The organism is Bacillota bacterium (assembly GCA_040754315.1).
Lineage (GTDB): Bacteria > Bacillota > Sulfobacillia > DUSP01 > JBFMCS01 > JBFMCS01.
This window is the reverse complement of record JBFMCS010000052.1, coordinates 1-16,661: the sequence shown is the minus strand read 5'-3', so window position 1 is coordinate 16,661 and position 16,661 is coordinate 1. Positions and strand designations below refer to the sequence as shown.

Genomic DNA, 16,661 nt, shown 5'->3' with positions numbered 1-16,661 from the left:
CAGGATGCGGAAGATGTGGGGGGGGCGCTTCTCCTCAGAGGGTGGAAGGAAGGCTGAGGGGTTCACCTCCTCCCTTTCCTTTGACAGGGTGCTCTGGCGGTATGACCTGGTGGGGAGTGTGGCCCACGCCAAGATGCTGGCCAGGCAGCGCATCATCACCCAGGAGGATGCGGACCTGATCATCCGGGGGCTCGACGAGATAGGCAAGGAACTGGAAGATGGTTCCTTCCCTTTCAGACCAGACCTGGAGGACATACACCTGAACATCGAGGGGCGCCTGGCAGAGAAGATAGGGCGCGTGGCGGGAAGGCTTCACACCGCACGGAGCCGGAATGACCAGGTGGCCCTGGACATGCACATGTACATCAGGGAGGAGACTTCTATAACGGCGTCTCTGTTGATGCAGCTGGAGTGGGCGTTACTGCAACTGGCAAAGGACCATATAGGGGTGGTCATGCCAGGTTACACCCACCTGCAGAGGGCTCAGCCCGTGCTCTTCTCCCACCACGTCATGGCCTACTTCTGGATGTTCGCCAGGGACCTGGACAGGCTGAAGGACTGCCTGTCCAGGGTGGATATGATGCCCCTGGGGGCTTCGGCCCTTTCTGGCACGGGGTTTCCCATCGACCCGGGCTACGTGGCAGCGGAACTCGGCTTTGGCCGCCTGTACGAAAACAGCATGGATGCGGTCTCTGACCGGGACTACATCCTGGAATTCTTGTTTTGCCTAAGCCTCATCATGGTGCACACCAGCCGCTTGGCCGAGGAGCTGGTGCTGTGGTCCAGCCAGGAATTCGGTTTCATCGAAATGGACGACGCCTACTCGACCGGCTCCAGCATCATGCCACAGAAGAAGAACCCCGATGTGGCGGAACTGGGGCGCGGGAAGTCCGGGAGGGTGTTCGGGAGTCTCCTGGGGCTCCTCACTGTAGTGAAAGGGTTGCCCTTGACCTACAACTCAGACATGCAGGAGGACAAGGAGGGCACCTTCAACGCGGTGAACACAGTCCAGTCGTGCCTGCGGGTTTTCGCGGGCATGTTATCCACCCTGAAGGTAAAGGAAGAAGCCATGGCCCAGGCTGCTGGGGGAGGTTTTCTCCTTGCCACTGAGCTCGCGGACTACCTAGCGCGGAAGGGCGTACCCTTCCGGGAGGCCCACCACGCCGTGGGTAGGCTCGTGGGCGACTGTATCGCCTCGGGAAGGAGCCTCGGGGACCTCGACGCCCAAGAGCTATCCAGGTATCATCCCCAGTTTGATCTGGATGCCCTGGGTGTCATTAATCCGGTGGCTGCCGTCAATTCCAGGACCTCACCCATGGGCACCGCTGAAGTGCGCTTGCGGGAACAAATGGAAACCGCAGCAAAGACGTTGGATGATCAAGAAGTATTTTGGTTACATAAAAGCGGGGCCTCCGAAGAGAATATGGTGTAAGATGGCCAATTGCGGAGGTGACCCTGATGGTCAAGGAAACACCTCAAGGTCCCGCAAAGACCCGGCTACCTTTCAGCGTTGACCGGCTGGAATTCGAGGTAGCCCAAGAGCTGGGCCTTGACCCGAGTCTCCTAAGGAGGAGACCTCCAGCAAGCCCCTCACCAGTGCCCAGGAAGTCCCCGCCCCGGGGCTGACCTGGCAGGGAGTGATTTCCCGGTCGGGGAGAAACATCGTTTCGGCCTGCGTCCACCTGATGCAGGCTTGTTTTTTGCCTGGCATAGTAGGTGAATAATGGAGATGGGACGATGCGCTCTAGGATGGAAACCATGGAGGATCATCAGGCACAGGCTAGAATACTAGCTGGGGCAGTCGGGGGAGGATTATCCTGGATGGACCTGGAGGAAAAGTCAATCTACAGGAAGCCTGACGTCATCGCCTTGGTGGGCAGGTCGGGCACGGGGAAGAGCCACCGGGCTTCCTTCGTTGCCAACGAGATTGGAGCCGACCTCATAATCGATGACGGGCTGGTCGTACAGGAAGGCAGGATCCTTGCAGGCCGCTCGGCCAAGCGCGAGGATACCAAGTTGGCAGCTGTGCGCCGAGCCATCTTCAGCGACAGCAGGGACGCCCGGGAGGCTGTCAATGCTATCCGGAGAGCCAGTCCCAGGAGGATTCTGGTACTGGGCACGTCCCATGCAATGGTGTCAAGGATCTGCCGTTCGCTGAGCCTCCCTTACCCTTCAAGGGTCATCGAAATCGAGGAGGTCAGCACTGTAGAAGAGATCAACAGGGCATTGAGGATTCGCAGGGATCTAGGCAAACACGTGATCCCCGCCCCCACATTCGAGGTGAAGAAGACCTTTTCCGGTTACCTAGTGGACCCACTCCACTTCCTTCTTCGCCCCAAGAGCCAGCAGTCCGAAAGCCTGGTTATTGAGAAGTCAGTGGTAAGACCCACCTATAGTTCCCTAGGGCGGTTTTTCATCGCGGATACGGTGATATCCTCGATATGCCACTTTGAGGCAAAGCGAGTCCAAGGGGTAGCAGGAGTCTTGCGATGCCGCCTGGAAGGCTTGCCCGAAGGCATTACCATCGACCTGGACCTGGTGTTGAAGTTCGGGGTAAAGGTGGTTCCTGTTCTCACTTATGTACAGGAGAGGGTCAGGGAGGCAGTAGAGTTCTCCACATCTTTGAACGTTCTAGTGCTCAATGTCGCAGCCAGAAGGCTCAGCCTGGAGAGCCATACCGGTGAACCTGGGGGAGACAGTGCCTTTGAACCTTGAGATGCTATCCGGCTCGGTGGGTGGTCTCGGTCTTTTCATCAATGAGACGGATCCCTGAGATTTTGACCAGTAATCCCATCATGGGGGTAATCGTAGGGGCAGGCATAACCGGGCTGGTGCAATCCTCCAGCGCCACGACGGTCATGGTTGTAAGCTTCCAACGTGGGCCTCACGTCTCTTCGCCAGGCCGTCGCGGTGATCATGGGCGCCAACATCGGTACGACCTTCACCGCCCAGGTCATTGCCTTCGAGCTCACTGACTTCGCCCTGCCAGCATCGCTGTCGGGGTCTTCCTGTCCCTCGTGGCTAAGAGGCCTCTGCATAGGAACGTCGCCCAGGTATTCGTGGGCTTCGGCATGCTGTTCCTGGGAATGCCAGTGATGACCAACGCCATGAAGCCCCTAAAGGACATCCCCGCCTTCACCGACCTCATGGTGACCCTGAGCCAGCATCCCTTCATGGGTGTCATTACTGGCATGGGCCTTACCGCTGCCGTCCAATCCTCCAGCGCCACCATAGGTATTCTTCAAGGATTGGCTGGCCAGGGATTGGTGGATATCCGTGTTGCCCTTCCCATCTTGTTCGGGGACAACATCGGCACCTGTGTTACCGCTCTACTCTCCAGCACTGGCACGTCCATTGCTGCGCGCAGGGCTGCCATCTCCTGTTTAACTGCGTGGGCACGGTGGTATTCATGCTCCTCATGCCGCTGGTCCTGAAGGTGGTGCTGTGGACCTCTCAAGACCCCGTGAGGGGAATCGCCAACGCGCACACCCTGTTCAATAAGGTCAACACGGTAATACAGCTTCCCTTCGCCTACCTTCTCGTAGTGGCGGCTACCCGCATCATCAGAGGGGAGGACCCAATCCTGGAGACAGCCCCCAAGTACCTGGACCGCAGGCTCCTCGATTCACCTGCCATCGCCCTGCAGCAAGTGGTCAAGGAACTCGGGCGGATGGGTAAGTTTGCCCTTGAAGCGCTATCCGGAGCCACGGAGGTCTTCTTTACGGGTAATGAACGCCTGGTGCGCCCAGCGAGGGCAAGGGAAGAGGCCGTTAACAATCTTGAGAGGGAAATAACTGTTTACCTGGTAGAATTGGCGCAGCGATCCTTGACCAAGGCTCAGTCCGAGAGGCTCAACTTCCTATACAATGCGGTCAATGACATAGAAAGGATTGGCGACCACGCCATGAACGTACTCGAACTAGCTGAGTACAAGATGGAGCGTGATCTTCCGTATTCGGATGAAGCCATCAAGAGCCTGAAAGAGATGCACGAGAGGGTTATGGGGGCCTTCGCAAGAGCCTGGCGTCCCTGACCGAGGACGACCCTAGCAGGGCCGGAGAGGTTATCATAACGGAAGACGACATAGACGCTATGGAGAAGGCAATGAGGCGGGCACACATAAAGCGCCTTAACGAGGGACGGTGCTACCCCGGTTCTGGGGTGGTGTTCCTTGACGTCATAAGTAACCTGGAGCGCATAGGCGACCACGCCAGCGGTATAGGCCACGGCGTGATGGAGGAAGTGGAATAAGGGAGGTTATGAGAGAGGCCTTTGCAGGAATTTTCTTGACGCCCACATAATATAGAGTTAGAGGGTTCGAAGGGGCGATGGCCGTGAAGATGGGCTACAACCTTAACCTTGAACAGACTCAGAAGCTGATCATGACGCCACAGCTGCGCCAAGCCATTACGGTGCTCCAGCTGGGCGCCTTGGAGCTTTCCCAGTATATCCAGGAGGAGATCCTGAATAACCCCGTACTGGAGATCACCGAGGAGTCCACCATGGACAATGGTGAGGATCAGAAGGCTGAGGAGCCGGAGTGGCTGGACTACTTCCTGGATTCCAGCGACACAGGCTACATATCGCCCTCCCGGGATAACCCTCCCTCCTTTGAGACGTTTACCTCCAGGCCCCCGACGCTTCAGGACCACCTCCTTCTTCAACTGAGGCTCTCCGTGTCCCGCCGTGAGGACAGGCTAATAGGCGAGTACCTCATCGGAAACATGGACGACTACGGGTACCTGCGAAGCGACGTTGATGAGACCGCCCAATCCCTGAGGGTGAGCGTGAGCAAGGTTACCGAGGTCCTCCGGGTGATCCAGGGGTTTGACCCTGCTGGTGTGGGCGCCAGGAACCTCCAGGAATGCCTGATGCTCCAGGTTGGGAACATCTCGCAGGTTGGTAACCTGGCCAGGCGCATTATTGAGGACCACCTGGAGGATCTGGCCATGGGCCGGTGCCACAGGCTGGCGGAGACCCTGGGGGTAACCCCCCGGGAGGTGCAGGCTGCGGCAGACCTCATCAGAACACTAGACCCCAAACCTGGAAGGGTCTTCGGTGGGCACCAGGGCATTCGATACATCATCCCGGATGTCAGCGTGTTCCGGGTGGGTGATGACTATGTGGTGGTAATGAACGACAGCCTGATGCCGCGGTTGGCAATCAGCCCCCTTTACAGGAGCCTGCTCAGCGAAACCCGGGGTGACCATGCCACCCGCAGGTTCATAGAACACAGGCTGAGCTCGGCACTTTGGTTTCTCAGAAGCATCGAGCAGCGCAGGATGACCCTCTACCGTGTGGTAGAAAGCATCATTCACCTCCAGCGTGACTTCTTCGACCGGGGAGTACGATACCTGAAGCCGATGACCCTGAAGGAGATCGCCTCACTGGTGGGTGTACACGAGTCCACCGTGTCCAGGGCGATCTCCAACAAGTACGTCCAGACACCCCATGGGGTGTTCGAACTCAGGTTCTTCTTCTCCAGCGGGGTGGATTCCATCGGCGGGGGCGTTTCGGCGGAGAGTGTCAAGAAGTTCATCGCCGACATTGTACAGTGTGAGGACCAGCACAATCCCGTGAGCGACCAGGCAATCGCCGGCATTCTAGGCCAGAGAGGGATATCGATATCCCGGCGCACCGTGGCCAAGTACCGCGGGGAACTGATGATCCCCTCCTCCGGAAGGCGGAAGCGTTACTAGGAAGGCCTGCCTAGGCACCAACCCCCCGGGGTTGGTTTCTTGTTTGGTTTGTCCTAGCCTAGTTCTAGTGTCCGGGAGTTAAATGGTGAAGATGGTGGGAGGATTCCCCTAGTAGGCTCAGCGTCTCCTGGAAAGACTCGGGAAGGCAGGTTATAATGGCCATAGGTCGACATCGTCCTTAGGAGGGAAAAGCACTTGGCTACAAGGGTCGGAGTGAATGGTTTTGGACGGATAGGCAGGCTCTTTGTAAGAAATGCCCTAGAGAGGTCAGGAATTGAAGTAGTGGTGGTGAACGACATAACAGATACCGCTACCCTGGCTCACCTCTTAAGATACGATTCCAACTATGGCACCCTCCCAGATGTCAGCGCGGAGGGGGACTCAATAAGGGCGGGAGGCAGCATGTTCAAGGTTGTCTCCCAGGCTGACCCAGCGAGGCTTCCTTGGCGAGAGATGGGCGTCCAGGTAGTTATTGAATCCACTGGGCGCTTCACCTCCAGGGACAAGGCGGCGCTGCACCTGGATGCAGGGGCGTCGAAGGTCATTATCAGTGCCCCGGCCAAGGGTGAAGACGTTACCATCGTCCTTGGGGTGAACGAGCATACATATGACCCCTCCAGGCACCAGGTGGCCTCCAACGCATCCTGTACCACCAACTGCCTGGCTCCGGTGGTGAAGGTGCTCCATGATGCCTTCGGGGTGAAACGAGGACTCATGACCACAGTGCATGCCTACACCAATGACCAGAGGATACTGGATCTGCCTCACTCGGACCTCAGGAGAGCTCGCGCCGCAGGCATGTCCATAATTCCCACCACTACTGGTGCGGCCAGGGCGGTCAGCCTAGTGCTGCCCGAGCTGAAAGGCAAGCTGAACGGCTTTGCTCTCAGGGTTCCCACATCCACGGTTTCGCTGGTGGATTTCGTGGCGGAACTGGGCAAGCCCGTCTCGGAGGACCAGGTGAATGAGGCCTTTCGAATGGCGGCTGAGGGGCCGATGAAGGGCATACTTGGGGTGTCAGGCGAGCCCCTGGTGTCCATTGACTACAAGGGTTGCCCGCTCTCATCGGTGGTGGACTCCCTGTCAACCATGGTCATGGAGGGCACGATGGTCAAGGTTGTGGCTTGGTATGACAATGAATGGGCGTATGCGGGCCGCCTTTGCGATCTGGTGGAATTCATGGCCGCAAAGGGGCTCTAGGGAGGCACCAAGTTGAAGAAGTCAGTCCGGGAGCTCCAAGTCCGGGGGAAACGTGTCCTGTTAAGGGTGGATTTCAACGTTCCCATGGCGGATGGGGACGTGACGGATGATACGCGCATCAGGGCGTCCCTTCCCACCATCGAGTACCTCCTGGAGCAGGATGCCCGCATTATCCTGGTCTCCCACCGTGGCAGGCCCAAGGGGAAGGTTCTGGAGGCTTTGCGGATGGACCCAGTGGCACGGCGTTTGGCAGATATCCTGGAGAGGCCTGTAACCAAGGCTAGTGATGTGGCGGGTGCCTCTTCCAAGGCCCTGGCCGCGGCCCTCCAGCCCTGCGAGTTGCTGCTTTTGGAAAACGTGCGCTTCCACCCCGGTGAAGAGGTCAACGATGAAGAATTGGCCAGGGAGATGGCATCCCTGGCCGATGTGTTCGTTAATGATGCCTTTGGCACGGCCCACAGGGCCCATGCATCCACTGTGGGGGTTGCCAAGCACCTCCCATCTGTGGCAGGCCTCCTCATGTCCAGGGAGATAGAGAGCCTCAGCCGCCTGCTGGCGGAACCTGCCCGGCCCTTCATCGCCGTCCTGGGCGGCATAAAAGTGTCAGACAAGATCAGGGTACTCCAAAACCTCGCCGGCAAGGCTGACATGCTCCTTCTGGGAGGGGGCATGGCTAACACCTTTCTAAGCGCCAAGGGGTTCTCCATGGGGACATCCATCATAGATAATGACGGGGCGACCTTCGCAAGGGAAATGCTGGAAAAGACCAGGGGTTGCCTCCACCTGCCCGTGGACTTGCTTGTGGCACCCTCTGTGTGGGCCGGTGAATCTGCCAGGGTTCCCGTGGACGCTGTCCCCCCTGGCCTCATGGCCCTGGACATAGGGCCCAGGACGGTGGCGGCCTACCGCGAGACGGTGGTCCCGGCGGGCACGGTGTTCTGGAACGGGCCCATGGGGGTATTCGAGAACCCGGTCTTTGCCGGGGGCACCCGGGAGATGGCCAAGGCAATAGCATCATGCAAAGGCGTCACTGTGGTGGGGGGGGGCGATTCCATTGCTGCCCTAAAGGAGACTGGCGTATACGGGGAGATAACCCATGTTTCCACTGGCGGAGGCGCGTCCCTGGAATTCCTGGAGGGTCGCTCCCTGCCGGGAATTGAGGTCCTAATGGATCGCTAAGAATCGAGGTGCCACATGAGGAGACGCATTATAGCGGGAAACTGGAAGATGCACAAGACCATTTCTGAGGCCTTGGCCTTTGCTGGTGAGTTTCTCGGGTTTGAACCGTGGGGAGAGAGCCAGGCGGTCATTTGCCCCCCGTTCCCGTGCCTGGCGCCGTTAGCCCAGATCCTAGAGGGTTCCGGTGTAGCCCTGGGGGCGCAAGACCTTCACTGGGAGTCGCAGGGCGCCTTCACTGGCGAGGTATCCGGGAGAATGCTCAGGGACGCGGGGTGCCGCTATGTCATAGTGGGGCATTCCGAGCGCAGGCAGCACTTCGGCGATGACGATGAGAGGGTGTCCCTAAAGACCAGGGCTGCCTTGAACAATGATCTTATCCCCGTTGTGTGCGTGGGGGAGTGCCTGGCCGAACGGGAGTCGGGCCGGGCGGAGGAGGTTGTGGTCAGGCAGTTGAACGCGGCCATACAGGACCTGTCCCCTGAGATCCTGGCAACAATGGTGGTAGCCTACGAGCCTGTGTGGGCCATCGGCACGGGGCGTTCTGCCAAGGGCAGCGATGCCGCGGCCATGGCGGAGGCTGTACGCAGGGTGATCACCCAGTCCGCCGGTCTTTCGGCAGCGGAGGGCGTGCGGTTCCTCTATGGGGGAAGTGTTAACGCTAAGAACGCCCGGGAGTTCCTGCAGAGCCCCGGCGTGGATGGCGCCCTGGTGGGCGGAGCCAGCCTGGATCCGGTGGAGTTCCGGGCCATCCTGGCGGCGGCCAGATGACGCCGGGGAGGGTGCCAAGGCCCCTAGTCCTTGTGGTGCTGGATGGGTGGGGCATGAGTGACCGCCAGCAGGGAAATGCCGTGAGCCAGGCCCGGACCCCTAACATGGACAGGCTTGTCTCCGGGTTCCCTCATTCCCAGCTGGAGGCATACGGGGAGGCTGTGGGGCTTCTCCCAGGCCAGATGGGGAACTCCAACGTTGGCCACCTCAACCTTGGAGCCGGGCGCATTGTCTACCAGGATCTGGCCAGGATCAACAAGGCCATAGACTCCGGTGCTTTCTTTCGGAACCCTGTCATCCTGTCCGTCATGAGGGGTAGTGGCGCATTTCATGTCATGGGGCTGGTTTCGGACGGGGGTGTCCACAGTCACCTCAGCCACCTCGAGGCCATCCTGCGAATGGCCAAGGCTCAGGGCCTGCCGGATGTATACATTCATGCGTTTCTTGATGGCAGGGATGTAGGCCCCAAGACGGCCCTTGGGTATCTTGAACACCTGGAGCGCCTCACCCAGGACCTGGGCGCCGGCAGGGTAGCCACGGTATGTGGCCGCTACTTCGCGATGGATCGCGACAACCGGTGGACAAGGGTGCGCAAAGCCTATGAGGCCATGGTCCTTGGCCATGGACCTACAGCCCCCAGTTCCCTGGAGGCCGTGAAGCTCGCTTACACCAGGGGTGAGACTGACGAGTTCGTAACCCCTACAGTAGTGGTGTCGGGGGGCATGCCCGTTGGAAGGATCGGGCCCGGTGACAGTATGTTCTTCTTCAACTTCAGGGCGGACAGGGCACGGCAGATAACCCGCTGCTTCACCCAGGAGACTTTTGACGAGTTCCCCAGGCCTGTCATGCCCTCCAGTTTCGCCGGGATGATACGCTATAATGAGAACTCCCCAGTTCCCGCTGCCTTCGAGTCGGTGGTGCTCGGGGATACCCTGGGGGAGATCTTGTCCATGCACGGCCTGACGCAGCTCAGGGTTGCCGAGACGGAAAAGTATGCCCATGTGACCTTCTTTCTCAATGGCGGCCGGGAGGAGCCCTTCCCGGGCGAGGACAGGGTGCTTGTTCCCTCCCCCCAGGTGGCCACCTACGATACCCTGCCCAGTATGAGCGCGTATGAAGTGACCCGGAGGGCCCTGGACCTCCTGGGACAGTACGATGTGATTATCATGAACTACGCCAACCCGGACATGGTGGGACATACCGGTGTGTTGGACGCGGCGATCAAGGCCATAGAGGTTGTGGATGAATGCCTAGGGAATGTGGCCGATGGGGCGCTGGCCATAGGTGGTGTTACCCTCATCGTGGCAGACCACGGCAATGCCGAGCAGATGTTGGAGGAGAATGGGAAGGGGGTCCACACTGCCCATACGCCAAACAAGGTGCCTTTCGTACTTGTGGATCCCTCCAGGAGGGATGCTGCTGTAAGGGACGGGATCCTTGCAGACGTTGCCCCTACCATCCTGGAAATCCTGGGCTTGCCGCAGCCCCAGGCAATGGAGGGACGCTCGCTCCTCCTGCCCTCGCGCTAGGACGATTGCTCCCCACCCCACCGGACCAGCATCACGGCCAGGGTGCGCGCCACGGCCATGACCTCACTGAAGGGGACGGACTCATTGGCGAAGTGAGCCAGTCGCACGTCTCCCGGCCCGAAGAGTACTGCAGGGATCCCAGCGTAGTTGGTGAAGAGCCTCATGTCGGAACCGTAGGTGACCCCTTCGATGATGGGTCTCCTCCCCATGACTGTCTCGAAGGCCCCCTTCAACTGGCTGACTAGTGTATGATCAGCAGGGGTTTCTGCGGGTTCCCACTGGCCTCCCAGCCACTCCACCCTGGGCGGGTTCTCCCTTAACCACGGGTGTTGTGCTACTGTCCCGTCAAGCATCCTCTCGAAGTCCTGTCTTGCCTTTCCTGCGTTTTCTCCCGGAAACACTCCAGCTCGTCCCTCAGCCACCAGCTCGTCAGGAACGGTGGAGTTCCAGTCACCCGACCGGACGGTGCCGAATTCTATGGGGACCTTGTTGGTGCTGTTTACGTAGAGGGGATGGCAAAGTTCAACATTTCGCCGTGCCTCGTAGGCTCTCACGGCCTGGAGTATGTGAAAGAACATTTCCACTGCGCTGATCCCCTCATCCCTTACACAGGCATGAGCTGCCTTACCCTTGACAATGAGGCGAAAGGTCAGGGCCCCTCCCTGGGCAGGGCACACGGCAAGTCTTGTGGGCTCCATGACCACCGCGGCGTCTCCGGCCAGGCCCCGGGATATGCAGGCTAGCGTGCCTATTCCCCCGTCTTCCTCCCCGGTGACACTTTGTACCATCACGTCGCCCCTCGGCCGTACTCCAGCGTAGAGCAGGCCAGCCACGGCGAAGAGGGCTGCCGTGAGTCCTCCTTTCATGTCACAGGCGCCCCGCCCGAAGACCCGGCCGTCCCTGTAAAGGCCTGACCAGGGGTCCTCCTCCCAGCTGGACCTGTTCCCCTCAGGAACCACATCTATGTGGCCGTTCAACGCCAGGCTTGGGCCCCCCGGCGAACCCTTCACCCGTCCTACCACCACAGGCCTGGGGGGGCCCAAACTCACCATGGAGAAGCCCGGATGCCCCTCCAGGTCCTTTCCCTGGGGAACCCAGGACTCCACGTATAGGCCCATGCGTTTCATCTGCTCTGCCATGACTAGCTGAGCACGCTCTTCATTCCCTGTGATGCTGGGAGTGGCCACCAGCCTTCTGAGAAAGGCCAAGGCCTCGTTCTCGAGCCCTGCCAGGGCCTCCAGTACTGCTTGTTCCTGTGTCATAGGGTAACTCCTGCGATGGTCATGGTCACCAGCCCCATGATGCCGGGCCCGCCGTGGGTGGCAAGGGACGGCCCCATTTCCAGGACGTAGGGATCATGAAGGCAGTTCAGGGTTCTCTTCACTGCCTCCGCGAACTGCTCGGCTCTGTGCCGGGTGCGAGTGTAGATGACCGATGCGCTTACTAGGGAGTCGCCGACGGTCTCGGATGTCAGGCTAATCATTCTATCCATAGCCCGGTTCATGCTCCGGGGCCGCTCGATGGCTTCAAGGAGTCCCTCTCTCATGGTGAGTACCGGTTTGATGGACAGGGCTGAGGCTATCAGGGCGCGTCCCAGGCTCAACCGCCCGCTCCGTCTCAGGTAGTCCAAGGTTGGGAGTGTGGCGTAGACGCTGAGGCGGGAGCGTATGGCTTCCATGGCTGCGAGCACCCGGTCTCGGGTGGCACCCTGGAGGGCTGCCTCCGCCCCGGCCATGGCCATGAAACCCAAGCCCATTGAGGTGGATCCGGAATCAACAATTGTGATATCCGTCTCCGGGGCTCCCTCCGCCGCCAACCGGGCACTCTGGCATGTCCCGCTGGCCTTGGCACTGACATGAACAGAGATGATAGACCTGGTTTTTTCCCTAAGGCTGCGGTAGAGCGCCAGGAAGTCCCCAGGCGAAGGTTGTGAGGTCATTGGGAGCTCTCCGGCATCCAAGCGCTGGTAGAACTCATCCGTTGACATCGTGACGCCGTCCAGGTAGGTTTCGGAGCCGAAGGTGACGTGAATGGGCACCATGTATATGCCTAGCCTTTCAAGGATCTCAGGGGGCAGGCCTGAAGACGAGTCTGTTACTATGGCAACCTCCTTCAAGAAAGCCCCTCCTTCACAGGTGACAGATACCCCTCACTTCGACCACCTTGAGGCATTCACCTCCACAATGCAGGGAAATCCGCCCAGTTAATAGAAGAGACATGGGCCCGAATGTGGTCTGATGCCAGTGGGCACAAGAAGTGAAGGACTCAACACCGGTTTCAAGGAGGCCTCAAGATGAGCAGGATAGCAGTGGTGAAGGCCCTTGAGATACTGGATTCCAGGGGCAACCCGACACTGGAAGTGGAGGTTAGACTCGAGAGCGGGATCAAGGCCTCGGCCGCGGTACCGTCCGGAGCCTCCACAGGCAAGCACGAGGCTGTAGAGCTGCGGGACGGCGAGCCCGCGCGCTACCTTGGGAAGGGTGTCAGGAAGGCCGTCCTGGCCGTCCAGGACGTAATCGCTCCTCGTATCACTGGTATGGATGCCTTGGAGCAAACCAAGATCGATGCCGGAATGATAGCTTTGGACGGTACCTCTAACAAGGCAAATCTAGGAGCAAACGCTATCTTGGGCGTGTCCCTGGCTGTGGCGGGTGCGGCCTCCAAGTGGTCTGGCCTGCCATTGTACCGGTACGTGGGGGGGGCTGCGGCGTGCCTTCTGCCCGTTCCATTCATGAACATTCTCAACGGCGGGAGGCATGCGGATAACAACGTTGATGTCCAGGAGTTCATGATAGTGCCTGCAGGTGCGCCTTCCTTTTCCGAGGCGCTAAGGTACGGGGCCGAGGTGTATCACTCCTTGCGTTCGGTTCTGAAGGGCAAAGGGTATGGGACAACAGTCGGCGATGAGGGAGGGTTCGCTCCAAACCTAGGCTCAAACGAGGAGGCACTGGAACTCATGGTGACGGCGATCTCCCATGCAGGGCTCACACCGGGCAAGGACGTGTCCCTGGCATTGGATGTGGCCGCTACCGAGCTATTCTCAAAAGGGAAGTATAGGCTTGATGGACAGGATCTGGATGCCGCATCACTTACTGGTGTCTACCAGCGGTGGGTGTCGGGCTACCCCATCTGCTCCATAGAGGACGGGCTGGCTGAGGACGACTGGGACGGGTGGGCGGACCTTACAGGGCGTTTGGGCGATAGGATTGACCTGGTGGGGGACGACTTGTTCGTAACCCAGAGGCACAGGATAGAGCGGGGGCTCAGCATGGGAGTTGCCAATGCGGTGTTGGTAAAACTGAACCAGGTGGGAACCTTGACTGAGACACTGGAAGCCGTGGAGACCGCCCACCGGAACTCCTACAGGACTATGATATCCCACCGCTCCGGTGAGACTGAGGACGTCACCATAGCTGACCTGGCTGTAGCTACTGAAGCCGGGGCCATAAAGACGGGTGCACCGTGCCGTAGTGAAAGGGTTGCCAAGTATAACAGGCTGTTGCGGATAGAGGAAGAACTGGGACGGAGCGCCCGGTATGCGGGGAAGTCCAAGTGGCTGCCGGGTAGAGAGTAGACGAGCGGGCTGTTGTGCAGCACGGTGTCTCTTGTGAGGTCACTCCTTGAACCGTATGGACGGGGGGTGTCCTAGTAGCCCTTCAAATTGCCTGAGCCTCAAGGGCAACAGCCGTAGACTTCCTCGATTCGAAATATGCTAAGGTCGACGACCAATCCCAAGATCATAGGCTGTCAAGACCTGCTATTGAGTTGGCCGTCTCTCCGAATCACCTTCTCGTTCAGCAGGCTGTTCAGGTTCAGCTCGTGACCTGCAAAGAGATCATTGGCTAGCTCCATGGAAGTGCTGTTATTACCTTACCAGTCATGACCACTATATATAGGGGGTAACTGAGTGATATTGATACCCCGTTTAATTAATCTTTCAGACATCCGATAGGTACGATATATACTCCGTCCCCCCGGCGATAGGCAAGCTCCGTTCCAGTCAGAACCATTAAAAACGATGGTTCCCTCATTTTATCAAGATTGATCTTTTCTCTCAGCGTTTTTAGATTTCCGGCGGCTTCCTCAATTTCTTTCGAACCCATCTTTATTTCAATTGCACCCCATCTACCGTCCTTTAGGTGTACAATCGCATCGGCTTCAAGTCCGCTCTTGTCACGGTAGTGGAAGACTTCTCCATCCAGCGCCTGGGCGTATACGCGTAAATCGCGGATGCATAGTGATTCAAAAAGGAAACCGAAAGTACTAAAGTTTTCCAGCAGACTGTCCGGTGTGGTGCGTAGAACGGCGATGGCAATGGATGGGTCAACAAAATACCTCTTTGGAGAAGTTCTAAGCGTGGTTTTGGAGCGTAATGCCGGATTCCATGCGGGGAGGTCCTCTACAACGAATATCCGCCTGAGCGCGTTCAGATATGAGGCAATCGTTTTTTCGGAGATGGTATCTTCATCTCCGGCGATGTCGTTTCTTATTGTCGTCAGACTCGCCATCGTAGATACATTTCTCGCAAGGGAACGCATCAACGCGCGGACGCGCGCCGGGCTTTTCTCGACTTCGTCGACTCTTGATACGTCAATATTGATCACGGCATCCACATAATCGTATACACGCCTTAACGCGGTGCTATCAATTTCGCCGACAGACGCTGGCCAGCCGCCTCTAGCTAAAGAATATGCCAACCTGTCGATTGTCAGCCTTGAAAGCCCCTCCGTATCGGTGTTTCCCTCGAAAAGTGCTTTTAGAGAGATATCACCGCTTGACTCTAGCGATTCGTACAGGCTCATCGGACGCATCAGCATTCTGGAAATTCTTCCGGTACCGGTATGCCGCATGGCATTATCCATTGGTACTGCTGAGCCTGTCAGGATAAACTGCCCAGCAACTCCGCGCTCATCGACGGCGAATCTTACTGCGTCCCACAGCACGGGAGCCAACTGCCACTCATCAATCAGACGCGGTGTTGCGCCCCGGAGCAGAAGAGAGGGCTTTGCGTCCGCAGCTTTCAGATAGGAAGCTGTATAGTCAGGATCCTGCATGAAAAGAAAACTTGACGCCCTCTCCTTCGCAGTCCGTGTTTTTCCACACCATTTAGGTCCCTCAATCAACACCGCGCCAGATGCATGAAGTGCTGTATCCAAAAGCTTATCTGCAATTCTGCTCAAATATTTTCGTTCCATTTTTGTCCTCCCATGGGATTCATAAATATCAGATATCTATTAGTAGGGGTATCCGCTTGACTCAGGCAACCCCCATATCTAGGGTCAACGACTGGAAAGTACGTGATCGGTGCCCTCAATGAGTTTCCGTTACGGTGTCAGATCCACCTCAACAGCTTGGTGGAGCAGGTATTTCTGGCAGGTTCTTCAGTAGCAAACATCTACGAATCCGAGAGATTCTTCGTATAAATCTCCAGTCCTCACTACTACATGTAGTAGCAACCCGCATTAAGCGAATACCCCCAATTATTATAGTATACCCAACTTCCGAGTTTGTCACCATTTTACTTCCGAGTTTGGCGTCACTTTACTTCCGGGTTTGGCAAAATAAAAATACAGAGGATTGCTAAACACCTTTGTGAAAAAGCATAGGTGCCAATTTGGCCGGTTATGCAGGCCAAGAGCAAATGGGCAAAGAGTTCGGGTTGCGACCACCTTCGGCTAAATCGGTAAAGAACTGGTAGGACCGTAAGTGTGTCTTGTAAGTACAACTACAGGCCCTGCCCACAGGGAAGACTTCCCGAAAAAGATTGATATCTGGGGTATCCATATCCCTCAGGCGACCAGCGCGGGGTACTTGCGGACCAACCGGACGTGCTTGCGACGTTGATAGAATACCGGAACCTTGAAGTTTGGTTTCATTGATGCTTACTTAGCGGCGTACGCAAAGAAGGCGCAAATTCCGAAGATCGTTCCCTTCGACCACCATTTTGACCGGTTGGAAGTCACAAAATGGCCGAGTCACTTGCCAAAGCCACGGTAGATACGCGGAGAACAAGAACCCCTTTGGCGCTTTACCTTGGCCCGAACTCCGGCAGGTGAAACCCACATTTGAGTCAATGCGCCGAATAAGCGATACCGAAGGCTGCCTCTTTACCCCAAGCCTGCGTGCTAGTCAGTTATGTAGTTCGACCGGAAAGAGGCCGGGTGCACGACAATTATGTGATTCACTATTTACTGCTGTTATTTTTTGCGCTATTCTGGAGGTAATAATACATCCAGGAGAGGGTGGCTTATGTCTTTCGAGGAGGAACGTCTGGAAGCGGAACGGG

15 protein-coding genes and 1 pseudogene are annotated in these 16,661 nt (G+C 57.7%); 13 read left to right on the top strand and 3 right to left on the bottom strand.

Annotation, left to right across the window (positions count from 1 at the left end; genetic code table 11):
* The first annotated feature begins 4 nt into the window (after positions 1-4).
* The 12 genes and pseudogenes from argH (at position 5) to gpmI (ending at position 10,375) form a co-directional block, all read left to right on the top strand.
* Complete coding sequence (gene argH / locus AB1576_11470) at positions 5-1,432, top strand: argininosuccinate lyase (protein ID MEW6082363.1); 1,428 nt, start codon at positions 5-7, stop codon at positions 1,430-1,432.
* Between the two features lie 26 nt (positions 1,433-1,458).
* On the top strand, positions 1,459-1,626 hold the full coding sequence (locus AB1576_11465) for a hypothetical protein (GenBank protein MEW6082362.1): 168 nt from the start codon (positions 1,459-1,461) through the stop codon (positions 1,624-1,626).
* A gap of 195 nt (positions 1,627-1,821) precedes the next feature.
* Entirely contained in the window at positions 1,822-2,715 is an 894-nt protein-coding gene (locus tag AB1576_11460; protein ID MEW6082361.1) for an Asp23/Gls24 family envelope stress response protein, read from the top strand.
* A gap of 41 nt (positions 2,716-2,756) precedes the next feature.
* Positions 2,757-3,096, top strand: a pseudogene (locus AB1576_11455) (Na/Pi symporter).
* Positions 3,018-3,434 (top strand): Na/Pi symporter, encoded by a 417-nt coding sequence (locus tag AB1576_11450; protein ID MEW6082360.1) that lies wholly within the window; start codon positions 3,018-3,020, stop codon positions 3,432-3,434. Before AB1576_11455 ends, AB1576_11450 begins: the two are co-directional and overlap by 79 nt.
* Positions 3,419-4,033 (top strand): PhoU domain-containing protein, encoded by a 615-nt coding sequence (locus AB1576_11445; protein ID MEW6082359.1) that lies wholly within the window; start codon positions 3,419-3,421, stop codon positions 4,031-4,033. Before AB1576_11450 ends, AB1576_11445 begins: the two co-directional genes overlap by 16 nt.
* The gene (locus tag AB1576_11440) at positions 4,021-4,251 is read left to right on the top strand and encodes a PhoU domain-containing protein (GenBank protein MEW6082358.1); all 231 of its coding nucleotides are present in this window, start codon (positions 4,021-4,023) and stop codon (positions 4,249-4,251) included. Before AB1576_11445 ends, AB1576_11440 begins: the two co-directional genes overlap by 13 nt.
* Positions 4,252-4,340: 89 nt before the next feature.
* Positions 4,341-5,699: an RNA polymerase factor sigma-54 gene (rpoN, locus tag AB1576_11435; protein ID MEW6082357.1), complete on the top strand. Its 1,359-nt coding sequence runs from the start codon at positions 4,341-4,343 to the stop codon at positions 5,697-5,699.
* Between the two features lie 195 nt (positions 5,700-5,894).
* Positions 5,895-6,899, top strand: coding sequence for a type I glyceraldehyde-3-phosphate dehydrogenase (gap, locus tag AB1576_11430; GenBank protein ID MEW6082356.1), 1,005 nt, complete (start codon positions 5,895-5,897; stop codon positions 6,897-6,899).
* 12 nt (positions 6,900-6,911) lie between these two features.
* Positions 6,912-8,078 (top strand): phosphoglycerate kinase, encoded by a 1,167-nt coding sequence (locus AB1576_11425; protein ID MEW6082355.1) that lies wholly within the window; start codon positions 6,912-6,914, stop codon positions 8,076-8,078.
* A gap of 15 nt (positions 8,079-8,093) precedes the next feature.
* Positions 8,094-8,846 carry a triose-phosphate isomerase gene (gene tpiA / locus AB1576_11420; GenBank protein MEW6082354.1) on the top strand — a complete coding sequence of 251 codons (753 nt, stop codon included), beginning with the start codon at positions 8,094-8,096 and terminating at the stop codon, positions 8,844-8,846.
* 11 nt (positions 8,847-8,857) lie between these two features.
* Complete coding sequence (gene gpmI / locus AB1576_11415; GenBank protein MEW6082353.1) at positions 8,858-10,375, top strand: 2,3-bisphosphoglycerate-independent phosphoglycerate mutase; 1,518 nt, start codon at positions 8,858-8,860, stop codon at positions 10,373-10,375.
* On the opposite strand, the gene AB1576_11410 is transcribed toward gpmI, so the two are convergent.
* Together AB1576_11410 and AB1576_11405 are read right to left on the bottom strand one after the other, a co-directional pair.
* Positions 10,372-11,637 carry an ArgE/DapE family deacylase gene (locus AB1576_11410; protein ID MEW6082352.1) on the bottom strand — a complete coding sequence of 422 codons (1,266 nt, stop codon included), beginning with the start codon at positions 11,635-11,637 and terminating at the stop codon, positions 10,372-10,374. The two genes, gpmI and AB1576_11410, sit on opposite strands and share 4 nt — an antisense overlap.
* Positions 11,634-12,491: a DegV family protein gene (locus AB1576_11405; protein MEW6082351.1), complete on the bottom strand. Its 858-nt coding sequence runs from the start codon at positions 12,489-12,491 to the stop codon at positions 11,634-11,636. Before AB1576_11405 ends, AB1576_11410 begins: the two co-directional genes overlap by 4 nt.
* Before the next feature lie 177 nt (positions 12,492-12,668).
* Here AB1576_11405 and eno point away from each other — a divergent pair, with 177 nt between their 5' ends.
* Positions 12,669-13,949 carry a phosphopyruvate hydratase gene (gene eno / locus AB1576_11400; GenBank protein MEW6082350.1) on the top strand — a complete coding sequence of 427 codons (1,281 nt, stop codon included), beginning with the start codon at positions 12,669-12,671 and terminating at the stop codon, positions 13,947-13,949.
* A gap of 355 nt (positions 13,950-14,304) precedes the next feature.
* Here eno and AB1576_11395 read toward each other — a convergent pair whose 3' ends face one another.
* Positions 14,305-15,570 (bottom strand): DUF4143 domain-containing protein, encoded by a 1,266-nt coding sequence (locus tag AB1576_11395; GenBank protein MEW6082349.1) that lies wholly within the window; start codon positions 15,568-15,570, stop codon positions 14,305-14,307.
* Positions 15,571-16,661: the final 1,091 nt, after the last annotated feature.